At 42.5% G+C, this 22,299-nt stretch carries 21 protein-coding genes and 2 tRNA genes; 18 read left to right on the top strand and 5 right to left on the bottom strand.

What is annotated here, in order from left to right:
- The first annotated feature begins 346 nt into the window (after positions 1 to 346).
- Positions 347 to 562 carry a hypothetical protein gene (locus tag BM192_RS11540; protein WP_037442032.1) on the top strand — a complete coding sequence of 72 codons (216 nt, stop codon included), beginning with the start codon at positions 347 to 349 and terminating at the stop codon, positions 560 to 562.
- 83 nt (positions 563 to 645) lie between these two features.
- Here the strand turns inward: BM192_RS11540 and BM192_RS11545 are convergent, their stop codons facing one another.
- Both BM192_RS11545 and BM192_RS11550 read right to left on the bottom strand, forming a co-directional pair.
- Positions 646 to 972 carry a 2Fe-2S iron-sulfur cluster-binding protein gene (locus tag BM192_RS11545; RefSeq protein ID WP_037442030.1) on the bottom strand — a complete coding sequence of 109 codons (327 nt, stop codon included), beginning with the start codon at positions 970 to 972 and terminating at the stop codon, positions 646 to 648.
- Between the two features lie 3 nt (positions 973 to 975).
- Positions 976 to 1,986: an NAD(P)/FAD-dependent oxidoreductase gene (locus tag BM192_RS11550; RefSeq protein WP_037442028.1), complete on the bottom strand. Its 1,011-nt coding sequence runs from the start codon at positions 1,984 to 1,986 to the stop codon at positions 976 to 978.
- 199 nt (positions 1,987 to 2,185) lie between these two features.
- Here BM192_RS11550 and BM192_RS11555 point away from each other — a divergent pair, with 199 nt between their 5' ends.
- The 3 genes from BM192_RS11555 (at position 2,186) to BM192_RS11565 (ending at position 4,349) form a co-directional block, all read left to right on the top strand.
- Entirely contained in the window at positions 2,186 to 2,980 is a 795-nt protein-coding gene (locus BM192_RS11555) for a UDP-2,3-diacylglucosamine diphosphatase (protein WP_037442027.1), read from the top strand.
- 133 nt (positions 2,981 to 3,113) lie between these two features.
- On the top strand, positions 3,114 to 4,187 hold the full coding sequence (gene prfA, locus BM192_RS11560) for a peptide chain release factor 1 (RefSeq protein ID WP_037442026.1): 1,074 nt from the start codon (positions 3,114 to 3,116) through the stop codon (positions 4,185 to 4,187).
- Between the two features lie 88 nt (positions 4,188 to 4,275).
- Positions 4,276 to 4,349 (top strand) — tRNA-Asp (locus BM192_RS11565).
- Between the two features lie 171 nt (positions 4,350 to 4,520).
- Here BM192_RS11565 and BM192_RS11570 read toward each other — a convergent pair.
- Complete coding sequence (locus BM192_RS11570; protein WP_037442025.1) at positions 4,521 to 6,167, bottom strand: alpha-L-fucosidase; 1,647 nt, start codon at positions 6,165 to 6,167, stop codon at positions 4,521 to 4,523.
- A gap of 238 nt (positions 6,168 to 6,405) precedes the next feature.
- On the opposite strand from BM192_RS11570, the gene BM192_RS11575 reads away from it, so the two are divergent.
- Both BM192_RS11575 and BM192_RS11580 read left to right on the top strand, forming a co-directional pair.
- Positions 6,406 to 7,197, top strand: a complete 792-nt coding sequence (locus tag BM192_RS11575; protein WP_201771391.1) for a helix-turn-helix domain-containing protein — start codon at positions 6,406 to 6,408, stop codon at positions 7,195 to 7,197.
- 270 nt (positions 7,198 to 7,467) lie between these two features.
- A tRNA-Asp gene (locus BM192_RS11580) sits at positions 7,468 to 7,541 on the top strand.
- A gap of 90 nt (positions 7,542 to 7,631) precedes the next feature.
- On the opposite strand, the gene BM192_RS11585 is transcribed toward BM192_RS11580, so the two are convergent.
- The gene (locus tag BM192_RS11585; RefSeq protein ID WP_037442024.1) at positions 7,632 to 8,384 is read right to left on the bottom strand and encodes a LytR/AlgR family response regulator transcription factor; all 753 of its coding nucleotides are present in this window, start codon (positions 8,382 to 8,384) and stop codon (positions 7,632 to 7,634) included.
- A complete protein-coding gene (locus BM192_RS11590; RefSeq protein WP_051759987.1) occupies positions 8,381 to 9,445 on the bottom strand; it encodes a sensor histidine kinase in 1,065 nt (354 codons plus the stop codon). Before BM192_RS11590 ends, BM192_RS11585 begins: the two co-directional genes overlap by 4 nt.
- Before the next feature lie 197 nt (positions 9,446 to 9,642).
- On the opposite strand from BM192_RS11590, the gene BM192_RS11595 reads away from it, so the two are divergent.
- The 12 genes from BM192_RS11595 to BM192_RS11640 all read left to right on the top strand — a co-directional run bounded on the left by BM192_RS11595 (position 9,643) and on the right by BM192_RS11640 (position 22,298).
- The gene (locus tag BM192_RS11595; protein WP_051759985.1) at positions 9,643 to 12,198 is read left to right on the top strand and encodes a TonB-dependent receptor; all 2,556 of its coding nucleotides are present in this window, start codon (positions 9,643 to 9,645) and stop codon (positions 12,196 to 12,198) included.
- Between the two features lie 182 nt (positions 12,199 to 12,380).
- Positions 12,381 to 12,788 (top strand): GNAT family N-acetyltransferase, encoded by a 408-nt coding sequence (locus BM192_RS11600; RefSeq protein ID WP_051759983.1) that lies wholly within the window; start codon positions 12,381 to 12,383, stop codon positions 12,786 to 12,788.
- A gap of 158 nt (positions 12,789 to 12,946) precedes the next feature.
- Complete coding sequence (locus tag BM192_RS21280) at positions 12,947 to 13,264, top strand: zinc-binding metallopeptidase family protein (RefSeq protein ID WP_316931004.1); 318 nt, start codon at positions 12,947 to 12,949, stop codon at positions 13,262 to 13,264.
- Positions 13,245 to 13,775: a peptidase dimerization domain-containing protein gene (locus BM192_RS21285; protein WP_316931003.1), complete on the top strand. Its 531-nt coding sequence runs from the start codon at positions 13,245 to 13,247 to the stop codon at positions 13,773 to 13,775. Before BM192_RS21280 ends, BM192_RS21285 begins: the two co-directional genes overlap by 20 nt.
- Positions 13,772 to 13,987, top strand: a complete 216-nt coding sequence (locus BM192_RS21290) for a M20/M25/M40 family metallo-hydrolase (protein ID WP_316931002.1) — start codon at positions 13,772 to 13,774, stop codon at positions 13,985 to 13,987. Before BM192_RS21285 ends, BM192_RS21290 begins: the two co-directional genes overlap by 4 nt.
- A 15-nt stretch (positions 13,988 to 14,002) precedes the next feature.
- Entirely contained in the window at positions 14,003 to 15,337 is a 1,335-nt protein-coding gene (locus BM192_RS11610) for a sigma-54-dependent transcriptional regulator (protein ID WP_037442023.1), read from the top strand.
- A 258-nt stretch (positions 15,338 to 15,595) separates the two neighbouring features.
- A complete protein-coding gene (locus BM192_RS21355) occupies positions 15,596 to 15,673 on the top strand; it encodes a potassium-transporting ATPase subunit F (RefSeq protein WP_139218443.1) in 78 nt (25 codons plus the stop codon).
- Between the two features lie 9 nt (positions 15,674 to 15,682).
- Positions 15,683 to 17,401, top strand: a complete 1,719-nt coding sequence (gene kdpA / locus BM192_RS11620; protein WP_037442021.1) for a potassium-transporting ATPase subunit KdpA — start codon at positions 15,683 to 15,685, stop codon at positions 17,399 to 17,401.
- A 10-nt stretch (positions 17,402 to 17,411) separates the two neighbouring features.
- Positions 17,412 to 19,442, top strand: a complete 2,031-nt coding sequence (gene kdpB, locus BM192_RS11625) for a potassium-transporting ATPase subunit KdpB (protein WP_037442020.1) — start codon at positions 17,412 to 17,414, stop codon at positions 19,440 to 19,442.
- 12 nt (positions 19,443 to 19,454) lie between these two features.
- Positions 19,455 to 20,042: a potassium-transporting ATPase subunit KdpC gene (gene kdpC, locus BM192_RS11630; RefSeq protein WP_037442019.1), complete on the top strand. Its 588-nt coding sequence runs from the start codon at positions 19,455 to 19,457 to the stop codon at positions 20,040 to 20,042.
- 19 nt (positions 20,043 to 20,061) lie between these two features.
- Positions 20,062 to 21,132 (top strand): porin, encoded by a 1,071-nt coding sequence (locus BM192_RS11635; protein WP_037442018.1) that lies wholly within the window; start codon positions 20,062 to 20,064, stop codon positions 21,130 to 21,132.
- Positions 21,133 to 21,164: 32 nt separating this feature from the next.
- Positions 21,165 to 22,298, top strand: coding sequence for a sensor protein KdpD (locus tag BM192_RS11640; RefSeq protein WP_037442017.1), 1,134 nt, complete (start codon positions 21,165 to 21,167; stop codon positions 22,296 to 22,298).
- Position 22,299: the final 1 nt, after the last annotated feature.

A 22,299-nucleotide genomic window follows, 5' to 3' on the forward strand; every position in this document is an offset into this window, starting at 1 on the left:
CCGGTGGCCAGTCCGATCACTGCCTTTTCCTGCTTTTCCTGTTTGTCGCGGATGATTCCGGCAATACGCCTGGCTACGTTGACAGATGCAGTTGCCGGATTATCAAATACAGAAACGGGCAGTTTTTCAAAACGCGTTTCTTCCAGAAGATTTAATCTTGCCATTCTATAGATTTGGTTTTTAATGGTTTAAGGAACATGAAAATATAAAATATATTTGATGTTTGACGGCTCAAAAAGCAAATGAACAGAACTGGATACGTGTCTGTATATGAATATTGACTTCCTGCTCTAACGGATGGGGGATGTGCTGTTTTTTTTTCTATTTTTGCAGCAAAGAAATTATTATGGCAAGCTTTACATTCACTCCTGAAAGTGCAGAAAGAGTTAAAATCAAAGTACTCAGAAAATACAGAGATCTGGCTAAAGAAAATTTACAATTTGTTCCCGGGCAGGAAGAGCAGTTAGTAGAACAACTGATGGAACTGTTAAAAAGAGATCGTGCATACGTAGAATTCACAATCAAAAAAGGACTGGCGGATCCGGAAGGTAACCGTCTTTAATCATATATCACCGGTTGTCCGGTTAAAAAGAAAGCCCCTGCATAAGTATGCAGGGGCTTTCCTGTATTATTATTTCGTGGATTTTACGTGCCGTGTAATTTAACTATCAGCCCGTCCATTGCAGGGTTAAGCTGTAGCTGGCAAGCCAACCTTGAGTTGGGCAGAAGATCTGGTAAGGTATCCAGCATGGCGTATTCGTCATCTGTCATTTCATTCAGCTTTTCTTCACCTTCCAACACATCTACACAGCAAGTTGCGCATAGCGCCATTCCGCCACAAGTGGCAAGGATATCATATTCACACGCTTTTAAATATTCCATCAAACTTAATCCCATATCAACCGGAGCTTCCAGTGAAGTAAGGGTGCCGTCAGGATTTTGTACGTGTACTGTTATATTATTTTCTTCCATTTTTTAAAATTCAGCAACGCCATTCACAGTAGTATATTTCATAGTGTATTTAACACCAGGATTCATATACTGATAAGCGCTGTGGCTCATTAAAGCAGCCTCATGAAATCCGCAAAGGATCAGTTTTAATTTGTTTTTATAAGTATTGATGTCACCAATAGCGTAAATACCTTCAATATTTGTAGAGTAATCTTCCGTATTCACTTCGATTGCACTTTTACTGATATTAAGGTTCCATTGTTCGATTGGGCCTAATTTAGGACTTAATCCGAATAAAGGGATCAAATGATCTGCATTAATATTAGTAACTTCCAGACTACGGTTGTGCACCACTTCTACTGTTTCCAGCTTACCGTTTCCAGAAACAGAGTTGAGGTTACTGTTCAGGATCAGATTAATCTTCCCGCTGTCAGCAAGTTCCATTACTTTATTCACGGAATCAGGTGCACCCCGGAAGCTTTCGCTGCGGTGTACCAAAGTCAGTTCATCGACAATATCGGCAAGGAAAATAGTCCAGTCCAGTGCTGAGTCACCGCCACCGGCGATAACCATTTTCTGTCCTCTGTATTTTTCCGGATCCAGGATCATATAATTCACCCCGCGACCGTTTTCGAATTGTTCCAGTCCGGCAACAGCAGGTTTACGAGGCTCAAAGCAACCTAGACCACCAGCTATAACTACAACTTTAGATTCAATGACTGTACCCATGTTGGTTGTCATTACGAAATCTGCTTCACCGCGTTTTTCCAGGCTTTCGATACGCTCACCCAGAGTGAAACCAGGGTGGAAAGGTTTAGCTTGTTCCATCAGGTTGTCAACCAGTTCCTGCGCCAGGACACTTGGATAACCCGGGATATCATATATAGGTTTTTTAGGATAAATTTCAGAAAGCTGTCCGCCTACCTGAGGAAGATAATCAATTAAATGACAACGCATTTTTAATAAACCTGCTTCGAAGATGGCGAATAAACCTACGGGGCCTGCGCCAATGATGGCTATATCTGTAGAAATCATGTATTTAAATTTGTGGCGAATTTACGAAAATTGTTTGTAATGATTCTATATTGTGTGGATTTGGTGGTAAATATAAGGTGCTTTTTGTAAACCTGACCAAAATGATCGTATTAATCGTCAAATAGCTGCAATTTCTTGCAATAGGAGGAAATAATTTTTTATTCAAAAAAGCATAATCGTTGGTATCTTTGACCTATTGATGGCAAAAAAAATATATTTCGCTTCAGATTTCCACCTGGGCTCACCTAATCATAAAGAAAGCCGGATCCGTGAAGACCGGATTGTCCGTTGGCTGAATAATATTGAACCGGACTGTTCGGAGTTATTTCTGATGGGGGATATCTTTGATTTCTGGTTTGAATATAAAACAGTGGTTCCCAAAGGATTTATCAGGCTGCAGGGTAAACTTGCGCACATGTCAGATTCAGGTATCAAAATATACTTCTTTAAGGGTAATCATGATATGTGGGTAGAGGATTATTTTACCCTTGAAATGGGCATTACCATTATCAGTGATGAAATGGAGATGGAAAGAGGAGGGAAGAAATTTTATCTGCACCATGGAGACGGTTTAGGGCCCGGAGATTCAAATTATAGGATGCTGCGCAAAATATTCCGGAATCCGGTATGCCGCTGGCTTTTCTCAATACTGCCACCAAGAATAGGTCTTGGAATAGCGACAGGCTGGTCGAGCCAGAGCCGAATTGTAAATACGCGGGTTGAAGAGGTTTATCTGGGCGTAGAAAATGAATGGCTGGCTGTACATTCAAGGGAGGTTCTGCAGAAAAAGCATTATGATTATTTTATTTACGGGCATAGACACCTTCCCTTAAATATAAAACTTAAAGATAACAGCCTTTATATAAACATAGGCGAATGGTTTACCTTCAATTCCTATGCTGTATTTGATGGAGAAGAGCTTCGCCTGGAGTTTTTTGAACCAATAGACCAGCAGCATCTCGTTGAGCTCCATGAAAAAGCAAATAAAAATTAGATGATTTTGTTTAATTTTGTAATCCTATAAAAATCAATTGTCTATCCAATAATAATAACGGTTTTCCCATAAGATACGATCTTATTAAACCCGAAAGAATGGAATGAGGCAATTATCTGCTGAATAAAATATTATGTTAGAAAAATTAGAAGCTATAAAAACCCGCTGGGAGGATGTTGAAGAACAATTAAGCAATCCTGATACTATGCAGGATATGAAGCGGTTCGCCCAGCTTAATAAAGAATATAAAGACCTGACCAAAATTGTAGATGAATATAAAATCTACAAAAACATCATGAGTAACATTGAGGCTAATAAGGAGATCCTGACTACGGAGAAAGATGCTGAAATGCGTGATATGGCTAAAGAAGAGCTTGATATTTTGCTTAAGCAACAGGAAGAACTGGAAGAACGTGTACGTTTAATGTTAATACCAGTCGATCCTGAAGATGCTAAGAATGCGGTGTTTGAGATTCGTGGTGGTACAGGTGGAGATGAGGCGGCGTTATTTGCTGGAGATTTATTCCGTATGTATACCAGGTTCTTTGAACAAAAAAGGTGGAAGATAGAAGTTGTAGACGTCACCGAAGGTACTGCAGGAGGCTATAAAGAGGTCATCATGAAAGTGTCCGGTGAAGATGTTTATGGACAGCTTAAATATGAATCTGGCGTTCACCGCGTGCAACGTGTTCCGGATACAGAGACACAGGGGCGTGTGCATACATCAGCTGCATCGGTTGCTGTATTACCCGAGGCAGAAGAAATTGACTTCTATTTGAACCCCGCGGATATTGACCTGCAAACATCACGTTCAGGTGGTGCTGGTGGACAGAACGTAAATAAAGTAGAAACTAAAGTTCAGTTAACCCACAGGCCGTCAGGAATGGTTGTGGTTTGTCAGCAGGAACGTTCTCAGTTGGGTAACCGTGAGATTGCAATGGAAATGCTGAGAAGTAAGCTATATGATATCGAATTGCAGAAAAGAAACGGGGATATCGCATCCAGAAGGAAGACGATGGTATCCACAGGTGACCGTTCTGCAAAGATCAGAACCTATAACTATCCGCAAGGCAGGGTAACCGATCACCGTATTGGTTTAACTTTGTATAACTTGAATGGTGTAATGGATGGGGGTGTGCAGGAGCTGATAGATGCTTTGCAATTTGCTGAAAATGCAGAAAAGATGAAAGAGGGTTCTGTAGCTTAATTAGTTAGCTGTTTTTTCAAAAATAATTGAAATACTAATTTTGAAATGCAATTATCATTCCTATATTTGCATTCCCGAAAGGGAGAACGGACCGGTAGTTCAGCTGGTTAGAATGCCGCCCTGTCACGGCGGAGGTCGCGGGTTCGAGTCCCGTCCGGTCCGCAAGACAAGACGTCAAATAAACTAGAAAGCCTGCAAATCATATGATTGCAGGCTTTTTTCATTTTCCAGAAGTGCCCATCATGCATCTCACATAGCTGATAAAACATATCTCGCCACAGGTATTTCATCCGGGCGTGTATGGATACGATAGGAGCCTGAGTATCCGTGCATTTATACAAAAGATCCTTCCAGTTTTAAGACAAAGGCAATGTTTTCGCTGGGCCGCTCAGGGAGGCTAACGTTTAGACCGTCAGTGGTTTGACTGAAATCCAGTTTATTACTATGGCCCAACATGCTGACTTTTGCTACTTTTCCGTATGCCCCGGCTTTCAATGTTTTAATTACTGCCTTTTGATTTTCAGGCCATCCGAGTAGGGTTGCGTAGAGTATTGCTCCTTTCTTTACAAACCGGATGTCTGAAGATCCGAAAGGTTTTCCTTTGCCTTCATTGAAGCCTTGGGCGCTCAATGGAGCTGCAGATTCCATGGCTGGGCCTTCGCCGAATACTTTCCATGGGCGCGTCCCATATACACCTTCACCATTTATGGCGATCCATCTGCCGATTTCCTCGACAATATCCAGTTCCTTATCGTCAATTGAACCATCGCCTCGTAATGGGACGTTGAGCATCAGGTTTCCGTTTTTGCTAATGACATCAACCAAGGTATGAATGATTGTTTTTGCAGATTTATAATCGTTATTGTCGTAGATCCGGCGGTCGTAGTGCCATTGGCCGAGGCAGGTGTCGGTTTGCCATGGCAGTGGCTCTATGGCGTTGCTCTGCCCGCGTTCAATATCCCATACCATGCATTTACGCTGCTGCTCATCCAGAATTTTCCCGAAAATCACGGTGTTTGCTTTGCCATGCTTCTTAACACTCTTATTATATAAATGTGCTGCTATACGTAATCCTGCATCATCGACCGGCCAGAGCGGTAGCGCCGTATCATCGAAATAAACCAACTCCGGATTATATTTATCAATTAGGTCAATGGTGCGGTCGTAAAAATTATCACAGTACTCCTTTGAAGGGGGATACACGCCGTTGCCCCAATTCCATTGGCCATGAATAGACCCGTCGTCTTTGCTGTTTTGACTTAGAGGGTGGTTCTGGGCATACAATTTCTGCGGATCATAGCCCTGCCACCACTTTCCAATCCCGTCGGCGGCAGTTAACTTGCCATCATAAGGAACCCCGGTCAATGCGCCTTTTTTATCTGAGAGTTGGGCGTTTTCGTACCACCTCCAAGCATGCGCTGCATGAACACTTACCCCAAGTGGCAAGCCTTGTCTTTTTGCCGCTTTGGCCCATCCGGCCATCAGATCCTTTTTTGGTCCAACATTAGTAGAGTTCCATTTTTGATGCTCACTGTCATACAGGTCAAGGTTATCATGATGGTTGGCCAGCGCCATAAAATATTTTGCTCCTGCTTTTTTATACAGGCCAACCAGGTATTCAGGATCCCAGCGTTCGGCATTCCATTCGTTTATAACGTCCTTAAAACCGAATTCCGACGGATGTCCGTATTTATCGCAATGGTATTTATATTGCTCGCTGCCTTCTTCATACATCCCGCGTGCATACCAGTCGCCGCGCTCTGGCTGGCATTGCGGCCCCCAATGTGCCCAAATACCAAACTTAGCATCCCTGAACCAGTCGGGAACCTGGTATTGTTCCAAGGAATCCCAGTTAGGCAGGAAAGTTTTTTTATCAGTAGTCGGGAGGAAATCCAGCAACTGTGCCTGTGCAAAAGTTCTTGAGGCGCATAAGGCGGCAAGCCCAGAGAGACCGCCTTTGATCAATGTTCTTCTTTTCATCAGTTATATACTTGGTTTTTAATACTTGCAATCTGACAATTGATGGTCAGTATTTTCAACTCTCAAATATAATTCTTCAGATTTTGTTTATTTTAGACAAAAACAGACCTCTTTTTACTGAAAACAGACCTTTAGATATTTGTTGCTTAGAACTATGATCAAACGCATACTTACGCACAGTTTTTCCCTGATGAATGTAGATCTGGTATTATTGGACAAAAAGTAGAATTATAAGAATGTGATCAGTCCTTACCACCGCATTTATTACATTAGCTCTGGAACAGGAGAAATATCCCATTTTGAAAAAAAACTGAGACTGGAACCAGGCTTCCTGTACATTATACCTAGTTTTACCTTGTGCAATTTATCTTGTGAAACCTTCCTGGAGCAGTATTTTGTGCAGTTTTTTGAGGAGACCTCGGATGGGAAATCACTGTTTGCGTCAAATAGGTCAATATTCAAGGTGGAGGCTAACCCTGTTGATATATTAAATTTTGAGCGGCTTAAGCTCATCAATCCGGGACGCGGCATTAACCGCTCAGACGATCCGAAAATTTACGAAAAGAACATCTATTATAAGGAATATCAAGAACTAAATATGCAGCAAAATACTAATCAGTTTCTGGAAACCCAGGGGGTTTTGTTACAATTGGTTGCCAGATTTACGTCGCCCGAAATAATTGCACAAAGAGAACGTGGACACATTCCTGTAAAAATACTTGATACCATTAGTTACATTGTAATGAACCTCCAGGCTTCGCTTTCTGTTAAGTACCTGGCTGAACGGATCCACCTGAATTCAGAATATTTCTCCCGGCTTTTCGAGCAGTATACCGGTTCCCGTCCATTGGCATACATTACTGAAAAGAGGATTGAGCGGGCTCAGTACCTGATTATGAGCTCAGGGGCAAAACAAACAGAAATCGCAAAAATGACCGGGTTTGAAAGCCTTTCCCATTTTTCCAAAACATTCAAGAAAATAACTGGTATGAGTCCTCGAGCTTACGGAAAATACTTTTCATTAGTTTAGTCGCCATTTTTACTATTTGTGCAACAAATCAACCGATCCAGCGTGTCGATCAATACCAATTACTCTTTCTTCTTTAGTCAGAATTAATTCAGTTTTTTACCCTTCTGAATAAAATTTGTACTCGACATCAAAAAAATAATTGCTCATTTTCAATGATTTATAAGGAATGTTTGAAATAGCTGCATTTTAAAGCTGTTTTTAGGATATTTACCAATATCTTCGCACCACGATACGAATCAAAAGCATTTTTGCCCGTTCGCTATTGAAAACGGACCGGTAGTTCAGCTGGTTAGAATGCCGCCCTGTCACGGCGGAGGTCGCGGGTTCGAGTCCCGTCCGGTCCGCTGGTATTAAAGTATTAAAGCGCCTGTTTTCGTAAGAAAACAGGCGCTTTTTGTATACACCAGATACACATAAGCCTGAACTTCTACATCTCAGGACCACTTTTTCAGCAAGGCAGTAAATCCGTCCTTATACTGGTCTGTTACCGGTATTGTTGTATTTCCGATCTGCACCGAATTTTTGGTGACCGATTTAATTTGATCAACTGCGACAATAAATGAGCGATGAATCCTTAAAAAGGATAAACCACTTAATTTTTCTTCTAGACCCTTCAGGCTGGTCAGGGTGAGCAGCGGCTTATCCTGACTTTTCAAAAACAGTTTTACATAATCCTTAAGCCCTTCAATATATAAGATGTCACCGGTGTCTATTTTTACCAGCTGATAGTCAACCTTGAGATACAGATAGTTTTTCTCAGGCTGTCTGGCGTTATTTAATGTACTTGCTGGATTCAGGGAATGCTCAAGCATTATAAAGTAATCATATGCGCGGGTTGCCGCTTTAGAAAAGTCTACGAAATTGAAAGGTTTCAGCAAATAGTCCAGTGCATCCACTTTAAATCCCTCAACAGCATACTGGTCGTAGGCTGTAGTGAATATAATTCTCAGGTTCTTCTTTTTTCCCGTTTGCTCGACGATCCTTGCCAGTTCTATACCGGAAAGGTCGGCCATTCGGATATCCAGAAATATCAGCTGTATCTCTGGTTGCTCATGAATGGCTTTTAGCGCTTCAACGCCGTTTGTGTACTCGCCAATCAGATGCAGGAAAGGCGTCTGTTTAATGTAGGAAGTGATCAGGCTTAAAGCAAAAGGCTCATCATCAACGGCTATACAATTAATTTTCATTTGAAATCCAGTGTTAAAGTAACCGTATATTCCTTGGTCGTAATGTTATTCTCTGCATTCAAGGTGTACTTGCCAGGGTATAAGAGATCCAATCGTCTTTTGGTATTAACTATCCCAATGCCATTGCTTTCTTCCAAATGCTTTCTTTTCTCAAAAACAGAATTTTTAATTTCTATTATAGTTGTTTGCTCAGATTGGGATATATCAATATAGACATAACTTGGATGAAGTGTGCTAATCCCATGTTTAAATGCATTCTCGATAAAAGGCAGCAGCAGCATAGGTGCCACATCGTAATTTTTCATATTGGCCTGTTTTTCGAAAATGATCTGTACATCACCCGCAAGCCTTAGCTTCATCAGGGTGATATAGTCTTCAGCAAATTTGATCTCATTATTCAGGTTTGTGAGGTCGTTTTTAGTGTCATAGATAACATAACGCATCATATGAGACAATGTGTAGATCGCATCTTTGGCTGTGCCGGTGTTGCTATCCGCGAGGGCGTAAATCGTATGAAGCGTATTGAAGAAAAAATGAGGGTTAATCTGTGCCTTTAAGAATGATAGCTCGGAAATAATCTTTTCGCGCTCTGTCACCTGAAAAGCCAGTTGATCGGTCTGCATCTTTTTGGAGAGGGAAATTACCGTACTTATTCCGTAGACCACCATGGCAGTAATGATATTAATATAGTTTCCTGTATGATCATCTTTGTTGGAAGGCTTGTGTCCGATTGAGCTGAACAATTTTTCCATGGCTTGCGGCAGTCCCAGTAAACTGTCTACCCAATTGCTGAAAAAAACAACTGCAAACAAAGTGAAAATGACCAATATAACGAAGAACCCTATTTTGTGCCTGTATAATAGTTTAGGGGTGAAATAAAAGAAATTGGCATAAAACAAGCCAGCCCATACCAGATAGATTAGGATTTGCTTTACCCAAAATTCCTGGGGTAGTTTAAGTGGCCAGGTCAGTGGAAAGAACATTAATGCAAGCCCGGCCACACCTATAAAGTAGTGGATGGATGGAAGTTTTCTCATGATGCCTTTATCTGCTATACTCATGTAAAACAAATATGGAGCATTTATCCCGGCATATAAAGCACATTAGACACAGGGCGTTGTTTTATAGATAGAATGGCCGAAATTATCTATTGCTCATCGGTTTAAACTTGTATTTGGTCGATTTTTTAGATTAAACCGTCTATAATCAAAATTTGACATCTTATAATTTCTTTGATTTGTTCCCAAAGACCCTAAAAATGGAAACTAAAAGGAGTAAAGCAACAATTGAAATTTTAAATAACCTAATGAAATCGCCGCTAAGGTTCGCATTGGTTTTTATATTCCTGATGACAGGAGCATTTTATGTCCGTGGTCAGGCTCCGGCCGGCGCTGCTGCAGGTGGCACCGTCTCCGGTATCGTTATAGACTCCTTGAATCAGAAACCAGTAGATTATGCTACCATCAGCCTGTTTAAGAACGGAGCTTCGGCTCCTGTTAACGGAGGGCTAACAGATACCAAGGGCAATTTCAAAATAAATAATGTACCACCCGGAGAATACCGGATACAAATAGATTTCGTGGGATATAGCCGGAAGACAATATCGGGACTGATATTATCGACAGGGAAACCAAATAAGAACGTTGGGCAGATCATTATTTCTCCAAATGCCAATATGCTGGCTGCCGTTCAAATTACCGGACAACAGGCATTGATTGAAAATCGGATTGATAAACTGGTTTTTAATGCCGAGAAAGATGTGACAAGCTCCGGGGGAAATGCGACCGACATTCTACGTAAAGTTCCTATGGTTTCAGTAGATATGGATGGGAATGTTGCTTTGCGTGGCAGTCAGAATGTACGGATACTCATTAACGGTAAGCCTTCAGGGGCACTCACTACAAATGCGGCAGATGTGTTAAAATCTATGCCCTCAGATCAGATTAAAAATATTGAGGTCATTACCGCTCCTTCCGCCAAGTATGACGCAGAAGGATCAGCAGGGATCATTAATATTATCACTAAAAAGAAAAACGTATCCGGAATTAGCGGATCTGTCAGTACCGGAGTAGGAAACAGACAGAACAATGAAAATGCAAATTTGAATTTTAATAAAAATAAACTCAGCATTACTGCGAACGTAGGTTATAATTCAGCCTGGCCGCAAACCACATATTCATCCTTTAGCAGCCAGAATTCAGAACTGGGTACCTCGTCATCATCGACGGGTGAAAGCACTTCGAAACGCCATTTTTTGAGTGGTTCTGCCTCATTGGGTTATGATTTTAATGATAATGACAGCTTCTCTTCGTCATTCAGTACCCGTGGAGGTGCATTTGAAAATAACGGAAATACGATTAACAGTAATTATTCACCATCACAGGGAACTGTTGATTATACAGCCACTAACAACAATAAGAATAGCTTTTCCAACTTTGACTGGAATAACGACTTTACACATAAATTCAAAAGAGAAGGAGAAGAATTAAGCATTGCCGGACAATGGACGCATGGAACTAACGATGTGAATTATTTGTCAGAATATTCCGCATTTACGCAGAATCAGCGTGCAACAAATCTGGGAACGAACAATGAATATACCGTTCAGGCCGATTATGTATTGCCGCTGAATAAAGTCTTTAAAATTGAAACCGGTGCCAAGACCATTATCAGAAAGATTAAAAGCGATTATGACTTTTTTAACCCGGATGAATCAGGCCAGTATATATTTAATGCCAATACCTCAAACACCTATAACTATGGGCAAGACGTTTATTCCGGATATGGATTACTGACTACGAGCCTGAGCAACGGCATTACCATCCAGGCAGGCGCAAGGGTAGAAAACACCAGGATAGACGGGAACTCTGGAAATACCAGTGTCGGACTATCGCCCTTTAAAAACGACTATACCAATTTTGTACCCAGTTTAGCCATTTCAAAAGCACTAAGTCCATCGCAAACTATAAAGCTGAGCTACAGTAAACGGATCCAGCGGCCTAGCTTACAATATTTGAATCCATTCAGAAACACCAGTGACCCATTGAATCAAAGCCAGGGAAATCCGGCCTTATCACCAGAGATTGCGCAAACGGTAGAATTGAACTATTCCACATTTGTTAAAACCTCCGTTATTAATGCCTCAGTTTATTATCGCAGGACAGCCGATATTATTGAGAGCGTCGTGAGCACCGTACCTTTTACAACTGTAGATAATAATGGAAATGAAGTAACCCGCGACGTGTCACTAACCAATTTTCTGAATGTAGGGAATAACAATTCCATTGGTACTAGCCTATTTGGATCAGTCCAGCTATTTGGTGTCCTCACCTTAAGAGGGAATATTAATGCATTTACTTATAAACCTCAAATTATCAGCAGTCTGCAGCAAGGTAAACAGTCTACCTATATACAATATAATGCATTCGTCAGCGGGACTGTAAAATTGAGCCCAACCTTAAATGCAGAAACCTTTCTCATGCAGAATTCTGCCAGAAGAACTTTCCAGGGGACCAATCCGGCATTTAACCTTTGGGTTGTTGGGTTGAAACAGGAAGTATGGAAAAAGCGTGGAACAATCGGGTTGAATGTGACCCAGCCTTTTAAAGATTATAAAGATTTCACGTCCAATATCAATAGCGGACCGCTAACACAAAGCAGTAAATTCTCTGTTCCTTTCAGATCATTTGGTGTCAGCTTTGCCTATAACTTCGGGAAGATGAATTTCGGTCAGCAGGCTCCTAAAAAGAAAAGAGGCGTCAACAACGACGATTTGAAACAGGGCGAAGCGAATACGGGGCAGGGAGCAGGTTAATTCAGATCACTGCAGGCTAACAAAATGGGAAGAAGCCTTTCATTATGAAAGGGTCTGTCAGGCTCCGAATAAACCGTTTATTTTTATTTTCCACGATTCTAGATTCCTGAAGCTCTTTTGTTCCCGTTCTGACAGCGGGGGCATTCCTTTTGAAAGGTGCCTGTTCATCAAAACATAAAAAGATGAACAATCACATCATATTTGTGCGAATTGCCACATTAAATGATATCAGGTATACCCTTGAAATTATCAGTGAAACAGAAGCTTCAGCTATTGCAAGAGGAACGGGGATTGCTAAACGGAGCGCGCAGACTGTCAGTCAGAAGATGCGCGAAGGAAAAGCCGTTATCGCGGTTACCAGTTCAGGAGAGTGGGTAGGTTTTGCTTACCTTGAAACTTGGGAACAGGAACGTTTCATTTCCAATTCCGGATTAATTGTATCCCCTGACTTTAGAAATACAGGGGTGGCAAGGGCAGATCTTCAGTATAACCACGGGTACAGCTGTAATGAAAATGAACAGCAGACTAGGCTTTCAGCCGGTTGCCTTTTCCGGAATCACACAAGACAGCACCTTCTGGGAAGGTTGTAAAGGCTGTATAAACTTTCATATTCTCGAAAGCAAGAAGCGCGCGAACTGCCTGTGTACGGCAATGCTTTTTATCCCTGCCAGCGACAACGCGGCTTTAGATTTCAGCGGACACGACATGCTTCAGCATTATAATCCTGGTTTAACTCAACCCACTCATCATGAATATGGTAACTAAAAATCAGATCAGCTTAAAAGAGCTATGTGCCCATTCCATTAAACTTTTGGGAGAAATTATTACGATTCCTTCCTATAGCGGCGAAGAAAAAGCAGTCGCAGATCATCTGGAAGCATTTCTTAATCTGCGGGGATTGTCGACGATCAGAAAATACAATAACCTTTGGTGTTACAACAGATTTTTTGATCCGGACAAACCATTGATCCTGTTAAATTCACATCATGATACCGTCCGGCCTAATGATCAATACAAGAATGACCCCTTTCAGCCTGTTTTAAAAGATGGTAAATTGTATTTATGAAGACCATGACCTGCCTTTTAACCTATGCCTTGCATTAACAGCCGAAGAAGAAACATCCGGTACTTACGGTATTAAATGTATCCTTCAGGATTTGATGCCCGTTTCATTCGCTATTGTAGGAGAGCCAACCGGAATGCAGATGGCGGTTGCCGAAAGAGGATCGATGGTGCTCGACTGTGTATGTACCGGCAGAGCTGGACATGCCGCGAGGGAAGAAGGCGATAATGCGATCTACAAAGCCCTCAAAGACATCAACTGGTTTGCCGGGTATCATTTTCCAGTGGACCCTGGGCAGCCAGAATCCGTAAAGCTTACCGTTACCGGCGTTCATGCCGGTATCCAGCATAATATTGTTCCCGGGGAGTGCAGCTTTGTCGTGGACGTCAGATTTGATCATAATTATACACAGAAAGAAATTCTGACGGTGATAGATAACATACCTTTTGTGAGATCACGGTCAGGCCAAATGTGCTTTACCCTTCGGACATCGCTGTCACACATCCGCTGGTGAAAGCAGGCTTGCAGAGCGGCAGGAAGACCTATATGTCTCCAACCAGTTCAGATATGGGCTGGCTGCAAATTCCGGCAGTAAAGATGGGGCCTGGAGAATCGTCGAGGTCACATACCGCAGATGAGTATATCCTGCTTCAGGAAATCGAATCCGGTATCTCCATTTATATCCAGGTTTTATCATCTTTATCTCCATATTTGGAGAGTCAATAACAAGCCCCCATAGATATGGCTAATTCAGTCCTGATCATAGACGACGAGAAAAAAATCTGCAGCCTGCTGGCCCGTATTATCGGGCTGGAAGGTTTTACTGTTTTTCAGGCCAATACCGGTAAAGAAGGCCTTAAAATCCTGAAAGCTGAGGATATTCAGGTGGTACTGAGCGACGTAAAACTACCCGATATCAATGGCGTAGAACTCGTTAAAGAGATCAAAAAGATCCGGCCCTACACAGAAGTCATTAACCTTACTGCTTTCGGAACTATTGCCGATGGAGTAATGGCCATGCGGAACGGAGCCTTTGATTATATAACTAAAGGTGATGATAATGATAAGATCATTCCGCTGGTTTATAAAGCAATGGATAAGGCGAGACTTAATTATCGCGTATACGAGCTTGAAAGTAAGATTAGCAGAAAATATAGCTTTGAATCCATTCTGGGGAAGTCCAGGGCAATTACCGAATCCATAAATCTGGCCAGGAAAGTTGCAGTAACAGACACTACCGTTTTGCTGCTGGGAGAAACAGGCACAGGAAAAGAAGTATTTGCACAGGCCATTCATCAGACCAGCCCCCGGATTAGCAAGCCATTCGTGGCTGTTAACTGCAGCGGTTTCAATCCAGAGCTTCTGGAGAGCGAGCTTTTCGGTTATCTCGCAGGAGCCTTTACTGGTGCAGTGAAAGATAAAAAAGGCTTGATAGAAGAAGCCGATGAAGGCACGATCTTTCTGGATGAAATTGGCGAGATGAATATGGATCTGCAGGCTAAATTACTACGTGTACTTGAGAATCAGACCTATATCAAAGTAGGTGCAACGCAAACCAGTAAAGTCAATGTAAGGATTATTGCTGCTACAAACCGAGACCTTAAAAAAGAAGCAGAAAAAGGTAATTTCCGTCTGGACCTTTATTACCGCTTATCTATTTTTACGATAGAACTGCCTCCTTTGACTCATAGAAAGGAAGATATTCTGCTTATCGCACAGCATTACCTGCGGGAATTTACGGCAAAGGTTAATAAACCGGAGTTTAGTATGGAAAAGGAGTTTTCAAGATTACTGCTTAACCATAACTGGAAAGGAAATATCAGAGAGCTTAAAAATGTGATGGAGCGTGTAGTGATTCTTGCAGAAGAAAGCCAGTTGGGTGCGCATCTGCTGCCCTATGAATTCCACAACGAGCATACAACAGACGACCCCTTTAATATGCAGGCGGTAGAAAAACAGCATATTGTTAAAGTTTTGCACTATACACACGGGAACAAAACTGAAACTGCCCGTTTACTGGGAATTGGTTTAACTACCTTGTATAGGAAGATTGAAGAATATCAGCTCGAAAAATAAAGCAGGAATTTCATATTGAAAAAAACCCTTCCAAAATGGAAGGGTTTTTTTATGCCCAAAAATTCTAAAAAGAAAAATACGGCACGTAATATACAGTATATCAGGTATTTGAATACAAGTTTGGTTTTCTGGCCTCCAGATTGGATAAGGTCTGGAAAATACAAAAACTATGCTCACCATCATCTTACTTCTGGCCCTGCTACTGCTCTGCCTCATCATTTACAAATCCATCGACTGGTTCGAAAAAATCTGACAATTATGATTGCATTATTCATTATCGCTATCAGCGTCTTTATCTATATGATTTACGTGCTGATCAAACCCGAAAAATTTTAATTAAACGTTATGAACACAGAATTACTTGGAGTAATAGCCACCTACCTATTAACACTGGTTATTGCAATTCCACTCGGCCGGTATCTCGCGAAGGTATTTGCCGGAGAAAAAGTCTGGACAGACTTTCTAAAACCCTTAGAGGCCGGGATCTTCAAACTGTCCGGCATCAATACAAAAGAAGAAATGAATTGGAAACAGGCAATGAAAGCCCTGTTAACTATCAACCTTGTCTGGCTCATCTATGGTTTCTTCGTATTAATCTATCAGGATAAATTACCTTTAAATCCAGATGGTAATCCGGGTATGTCGCCAGATCTATCATTTAATACCATTATCAGTTTTGTGGTCAATTGTAACTTGCAGCACTACTCCGGTGAAAGTGGCGTTACCTACCTGACCCAGCATTTTGTGCTGATGTTTCTTCAGTTTGTAAGTACAGCAACAGGTATTGCTGCGAGTGTTATCTTCTTTAAAGCCTTCAGGGACCGTACTACTGAAAGACTCGGGAATTTTTGGGAGTTTTTCGTCAAATCTATTACCCGGTTATTGCTGCCGTTATCCCTGTTGGTCGGGTTAATCCTGGCATTTAACGGTACACCGACCAGTTACGAAGGAAAAGATCAATATATATCAGTGCAGGGAGATACAGTAAACGTCTCCAGGGGCCCCGCGGCCGGGTTTATTGCCATTAAACATTTGGGTACAAACGGAGGAGGATGGTTTGGTGCGAATTCCACTCATCCGCTGGAAAACCCGAATTACCTGACCGGTGTAGTAGAACTGGTTTCACAATGTATTATCCCTTTTGCACTGGTTATTACCTTTGGTTACTTCATTCGCAGAAGGAAATTGTCCTGGATGATTTTCGGCGTAATGACCATTGGGATGCTGCTGCTGCTCATTCCTATGCTCCAATCAGAACTCGGAGGAAATCCGGCGCTGGCTAAAATGGGTATTTCCCAGCAAACCGGTGCTATGGAAGGAAAAGAAGTTCGCTTCGGGCCGGCCATCTCTGCTTACTGGAGTACGATGACCACTATTATATCCACTGGTTCAGTAAACAACATGCATGATAGCACCATGCCAATGTCAGGTACATGGCAACTGCTCGGTATGATGATTAACTCATTCTTTGGCGGCTGTGGGGTAGGCTTGCTTAACTATTTCGTCTACCTCATTATCGCCGTATTCATTTCCGGACTGATGGTTGGTCGTACACCCGAATTCCTTGGACATAAAGTAGAAGCCAGGGAAGTGAAAATTGCCGCTTTAATTGCGTTGCTGAGTCCATTTCTGATTCTCGCAGGTACAGCTGTTGCCAGTTATGTTTTTACGACACATGGCGAGGCAGCATGGGCTGTACAACCTAAAAGCTGGCTAAATAATCCGGGCTTCCATGGTTTCTCAGAAATGCTTTATGAAATAACTTCATCCAATGCCAATAATGGCTCCGGATTCGAAGGACTGGCAGACAATAATGTATTCTGGAATGTGTCTACAGGTATCGTATTGATGTTCGGCCGCTTTTTGCCAATTATCGGACCAATAGCGATAGCAGGATTGCTGGGCGCTAAAAAATATATCCCCGAATCTGCAGGAACATTAAAAACAGATACACTGACCTTCAGTCTGATGACGCTGGCTGTGATTATAGTACTGAATGCCCTTTCTTATTTTCCTGCGCTGACCCTGGGTCCATTGGCAGAATACTTTACCATGCTTAAATAGAATACGAGATATGAAAACCTCATCCAATAAAATATTTGATCCGGCGCTGGTACAAACCGCACTGAAAGAATCCTTCATTAAACTGGACCCCAGGACGATGATCAAAAATCCGGTTATGTTTACCGTGGAGATCGGAACCTTAGTTATGGCCTATGTAACAGTATACTCTGTTACCCATACAGGCCAGGGATCTGCCCTGTATAACTTCTTTATATTTTTTATCCTGCTGTTAACCGTGCTGTTTGGAAACTTTGCAGAAGCCATTGCCGAAGCAAGAGGGAAAGCACAAGCTGATTCTTTACGTAAAACACGCGAAGAAACACCCGCTAAAGTTGTGGGTAGCGACGGAACGATTATTATCCGTTCATCCAGTCTGTTAAAGAAAGGGGACGTTTTTCTGTGTGAAACCGGCGATACGATCCCGGCAGACGGAGAAATTATCTCTGGAATTGCAACGATTGACGAATCTGCGATCACCGGCGAATCTGCACCGGTAATCCGCGAATCCGGGGGAGATAAATCATCAGTTACCGGTGGTACTAAAGTCTTATCAGATCAGATCCGGGTTCAGGTGAATACAGAGCCCGGAGAGAGCTTCCTGGATAAAATGATTGCACTGGTGGAAGGTGCATCCCGTCAGAAAACACCCAATGAGATCGCGCTAACTATTTTACTTGCCAGCTTTACGCTGGTTTTTATCATCGTCTGTATCACCCTAAAACCATTTGCAGATTACGCTAATACGCCAATTACAATTGCCGCGATGATCTCGCTTTTTGTTTGCCTGATCCCTACTACGATCGGTGGGTTACTCTCCGCTATTGGTATTGCCGGGATGGACCGGGCTTTAAGAGCCAATGTAATTACCAAATCTGGAAAAGCAGTAGAGACCGCAGGTGATATTGATGTATTGCTCTTAGATAAAACCGGTACGATTACTATCGGTAACCGTAAAGCAACCAGCTTTTATCCTGCAGCAGGTATAACTTCCGCAGCTTTTATCCAGGCCTGTGTAATGAGCTCACTTGCAGATGAAACACCCGAAGGGAAGTCTATTCTGGAATTAGCAGCATTGCAGGAGCACAAGATTATGGCTGTACCCGAAGGTGCTGTCTTTATCAAGTTTACTGCAGAAACACGGGCAAGTGGGCTGGATACTCCCGAAGGTGGAAGAATTCGCAAAGGGGCATTCGATTCTATCCGGAATATGGTTTTACAGGCAGGAAACCCTTTCCCTGCAGACACTGCCGAACAGGTTAAAATGATCTCCAGTAATGGTGGCACACCACTGGTTGTGTCGGTCAACGAAAAGGCAATGGGCGTAATTGAATTACAAGATATTATCAAGCCAGGTATTAGCGAACGTTTTGAGCGACTGCGTAAAATGGGAGTTAAAACTGTAATGGTTACCGGAGATAATCCGCTGACAGCCAAATTTATCGCGGAGAAAGCTGGGGTCGATGACTTCATTGCCGAAGCCAAACCCGAAGATAAAATGAACTATATCAAAGAAGAACAGGCTTTGGGTAAGCTGGTCGCCATGATGGGTGACGGAACTAATGATGCACCTGCCTTAGCCCAGGCAGACGTAGGTGTGGCCATGAATAGCGGAACACAGGCGGCTAAAGAAGCCGGGAATATGGTCGATTTAGATAATGATCCGACCAAGCTAATTGAGATTGTGGAGATCGGTAAACAATTGCTGATCACAAGGGGAACGTTAACCACTTTCTCTATCGCTAATGACGTTGCTAAATACTTTGCTATTGTTCCGGCCCTGTTTATTGCATCTATACCAGCCTTAGAGAAGCTTAATATCATGGGGCTGCACAGTCCGGAAAGTGCGATTATGTCCGCGGTTATTTTTAACGCCATCATTATTCCCATACTCATTCCACTGGCACTGAAAGGCGTCGAATATAAACCCATTGGCGCAAGTGCCTTATTACGCAGAAACCTCCTCATTTACGGTGCAGGCGGTATTATTGCTCCTTTTGTGGGCATCAAACTCATTGATCTGATCGTAGGCTTATTTGTTTAAAAAATAGAAATCATGAAAAAATACATTTTACAATCCATTCGCTTAACAGCTGTTCTACTGGCACTGCTTTGCGTAATATATCCATTAATATTAGCTGCTGCGGGTCGGTTTAGCAAAGGTGGAGGAGGCGGTGAAAAAGTGGTCAGCAAGGGAAAAGTCGTTGGTTATGTACAGATTGGTCAGTCCTTTACCGATCCGCGTTACTTCTGGGGAAGACCGTCTGCGGTTGGTTATAATGCTGCCGGATCCGGAGGGTCCAATAAAGGCCCTTCCAATGAAGATTACCTTAAGCTGGTAGCAGACCGTATAGATACACTACAGAAATATAACCCGGGTTTAAAAAAAGCCGATATACCTGCAGATATGGTTACGGCCTCAGGAAGCGGGCTGGACCCGGCAATTTCTCCGCAGGGGGCAATAATCCAGATTAGAAGAGTTGCCAGCTACAGAAATGTGGAAGAAAGCAAAGTTGCCGAACTCGTCGCTGCCCATATCAGCGGGCCACTCTGGGGAATGTTTGGGCCCTCCACCGTCTCGGTATTACAACTTAACCTGGCCCTCGACGAGCTCAGTCAGACAGCCGCTAATCAGCACCACTAAAACTTATATCAGGTATTCCATGAAAAAATTAATATTATCAGCAGCACTATTCACAACCGGTTCATTCGCTTATGCACAGGACGACTCGAAAATCCACTTTAGTGGATATGTAGAAACCTATTATAGTTACGATTTTAATAAACCTGCAAATCATAACCGGCCCGGATTTATTTATTCCCATAACCGTAACCAGGAGGTAAACCTTAATCTTGGTTATCTCAAAGGGAATTATGACGACGGGAAGATCCGGGCAAACCTGGCCTTAATGGCCGGTACTTATTCCAATGCAAATCTTACTGCAGAAACCGGGGTACTCAAAAATATCCTGGAGGCTAATGCCGGGATCAGGCTGAGTAAAAATGAAAGTCTTTGGCTGGATGCAGGTGTTTTCTCCTCCCATATAGGATTTGAGAGCGCAATTTCTAAAGATTGCTGGGTCTTAACAAGAAATATTTCGTCGGAAAACACCCCTTACTACGAGGCAGGGGCAAAACTTAGCTATGCCACACCGGACGGGAAGTTTACGGCAACAGCTTTATATTTGAACGGGTGGCAGCGGATTACACGGCAAGATGGAAATAACAAGCCTGCCGCTGGTGTGCAGCTAAATTGGAAACCAACTGCAGGTATTAGCCTGAATTATAGCAATTATATAGGTACTGAGGGAGCGGACTCTATCGGAGTCAACCGGGTATATCACAACCTCTATGGCATTTTTCAACTTAGTGAAAAACTAGGGCTGATATTGGGTGTTGATTATGGAACCCAGCAGCAGACAAAAGGTGGCACTAAAAAGAACAAGGTGTTTTCACCTGTGGCTATCGCCCAGTATAAATTTGCCGAAAAATGGGCATTGGCAGCAAGAGTAGAACATTACCAGGATAAAAAAGGCGTTTTTATTGCATCAGATACGCTGCATGGCTTTCGCACAACCGGTTATTCCATGAATGTTGATTATGCGCCTGTTAAGAATGCGCTGCTCCGTCTGGAAGGTAAAATATACGACAGTAAAAACCCTGTATTTGTAAGGGCGGGGCGTGCCGTAAATTACAATGCAGCAATTACAGCAAGTCTGGCTGTTTCCTTCTAAATCCCATACCTGTTTAATCCTTAAATTAAATGATGAAAAGAGAAGATGATACCGCAGGGCCCGTCAAAAACTTTCTGGAACTGGTCAAAAGATCAAGAAGGGGTAAGTTTAAGGTCTATATAGGTATGAGTGCAGGAGTTGGAAAGACTTACAGAATGCTGCAGGAAGCACACACCCTGCTAAAGAGTGGTATTCAGATCCAGATCGGCTATATCGAAACGCATAACCGTGCCGAAACTCATGCGCTGCTGGAAGGAATTCCTGTTATAGCCAGAAGGAAGATCTTCTACAAAGGCAAAGAGCTGGAAGAAATGGATCTGAATACCATTTTAAATATACATCCGGAGCTCGTAATTGTCGATGAGCTTGCACACAGCAATATCGGGGGCAGTAAAAATGCTAAACGATGGCAGGATGTTGCCGATCTGCTGGACGCTGGAATCAGCGTGATTTCTGCCGTCAATATTCAGCATCTGGAAAGCATGAATGAAGAGATTGAGAAGATTACCGGAATCGCAGTAACCGAAAGAATTCCGGATAAAATTCTCGAAATGGCCGATGAAATTGTCAATATAGATTTGACAGCCGATGAACTGATCGACCGCCTGAAAGCTGGAAAGATCTATGACCCCATGAAGGTAGAAACTGCTTTACGTAATTTCTTTCAGCCAGAACGGATTTTGCAGCTTCGGGAACTTGCCTTAAAAGAAGTTGCGCATCATTTAGAAAGAAAGATTAATATTGAAGTGCCAAAACAGGTTAAGCTCAGGCCGGAAAAATTTATGGCCTGCATCTCGACGAATCATTCAACAGCAAAAGTGATTATTAGGAAGACGGCCAGGCTGGCATCCTATTATCACTCGCCCTGGCTGGTTCTATATGTGCAGCGTAGTGCAGAAAATGGCAACAATATCAAGCTAGACCTGCAAAGGCACCTGATTAATAATTTGAAGCTGGCCACAGAAATGGGAGCAGAAGTTCTAAAAATAAAAAGCGACGATGTCACGGCAACAATAGCCCGCATTGCCGCAGCAAAAGAGATAACGACTATTTGTATTGGAAGGCCGCATTTCAGCTTGTTTCAGATCATGATGAAAACATCGATATTTAACCAGTTACTCCGGCAAATTGCAGAGACAGAAACAGACCTGGTGATCTTATCCTAAT

The sequence above is a fragment of the Pedobacter antarcticus genome, assembly GCF_900112985.1.
Classification (GTDB): domain Bacteria; phylum Bacteroidota; class Bacteroidia; order Sphingobacteriales; family Sphingobacteriaceae; genus Pedobacter; species Pedobacter antarcticus.

Bases quoted from the DNA above. Each gene is read 5' to 3' on its own strand.
- BM192_RS11540 (WP_037442032.1), top strand. From the start codon at position 347: ATGGCAAGCTTTACATTCACTCCTGAAAGTGCAGAAAGAGTTAAAATC.
- BM192_RS11570 (WP_037442025.1), bottom strand. From the start codon at position 6,167: ATGAAAAGAAGAACATTGATCAAAGGCGGTCTCTCTGGGCTTGCCGCC.
- kdpC (WP_037442019.1), top strand. From the start codon at position 19,455: ATGAAAAAATACATTTTACAATCCATTCGCTTAACAGCTGTTCTACTG.
- kdpA (WP_037442021.1), top strand. From the start codon at position 15,683: ATGAACACAGAATTACTTGGAGTAATAGCCACCTACCTATTAACACTG.
- BM192_RS21280 (WP_316931004.1), top strand. From the start codon at position 12,947: ATGAATATGGTAACTAAAAATCAGATCAGCTTAAAAGAGCTATGTGCC.
- BM192_RS11590 (WP_051759987.1), bottom strand. From the start codon at position 9,445: ATGAGTATAGCAGATAAAGGCATCATGAGAAAACTTCCATCCATCCAC.
- prfA (WP_037442026.1), top strand. From the start codon at position 3,114: ATGTTAGAAAAATTAGAAGCTATAAAAACCCGCTGGGAGGATGTTGAA.
- BM192_RS21355 (WP_139218443.1), top strand. From the start codon at position 15,596: ATGATTGCATTATTCATTATCGCTATCAGCGTCTTTATCTATATGATT.
- BM192_RS11585 (WP_037442024.1), bottom strand. From the start codon at position 8,384: ATGAAAATTAATTGTATAGCCGTTGATGATGAGCCTTTTGCTTTAAGC.
- BM192_RS11610 (WP_037442023.1), top strand. From the start codon at position 14,003: ATGGCTAATTCAGTCCTGATCATAGACGACGAGAAAAAAATCTGCAGC.
- BM192_RS11635 (WP_037442018.1), top strand. From the start codon at position 20,062: ATGAAAAAATTAATATTATCAGCAGCACTATTCACAACCGGTTCATTC.
- BM192_RS11545 (WP_037442030.1), bottom strand. From the start codon at position 972: ATGGAAGAAAATAATATAACAGTACACGTACAAAATCCTGACGGCACC.
- kdpB (WP_037442020.1), top strand. From the start codon at position 17,412: ATGAAAACCTCATCCAATAAAATATTTGATCCGGCGCTGGTACAAACC.
- BM192_RS21285 (WP_316931003.1), top strand. From the start codon at position 13,245: ATGGTAAATTGTATTTATGAAGACCATGACCTGCCTTTTAACCTATGC.
- BM192_RS11640 (WP_037442017.1), top strand. From the start codon at position 21,165: ATGAAAAGAGAAGATGATACCGCAGGGCCCGTCAAAAACTTTCTGGAA.
- BM192_RS11600 (WP_051759983.1), top strand. From the start codon at position 12,381: ATGAACAATCACATCATATTTGTGCGAATTGCCACATTAAATGATATC.
- BM192_RS11555 (WP_037442027.1), top strand. From the start codon at position 2,186: ATGGCAAAAAAAATATATTTCGCTTCAGATTTCCACCTGGGCTCACCT.
- BM192_RS11550 (WP_037442028.1), bottom strand. From the start codon at position 1,986: ATGATTTCTACAGATATAGCCATCATTGGCGCAGGCCCCGTAGGTTTA.
- BM192_RS11595 (WP_051759985.1), top strand. From the start codon at position 9,643: ATGGAAACTAAAAGGAGTAAAGCAACAATTGAAATTTTAAATAACCTA.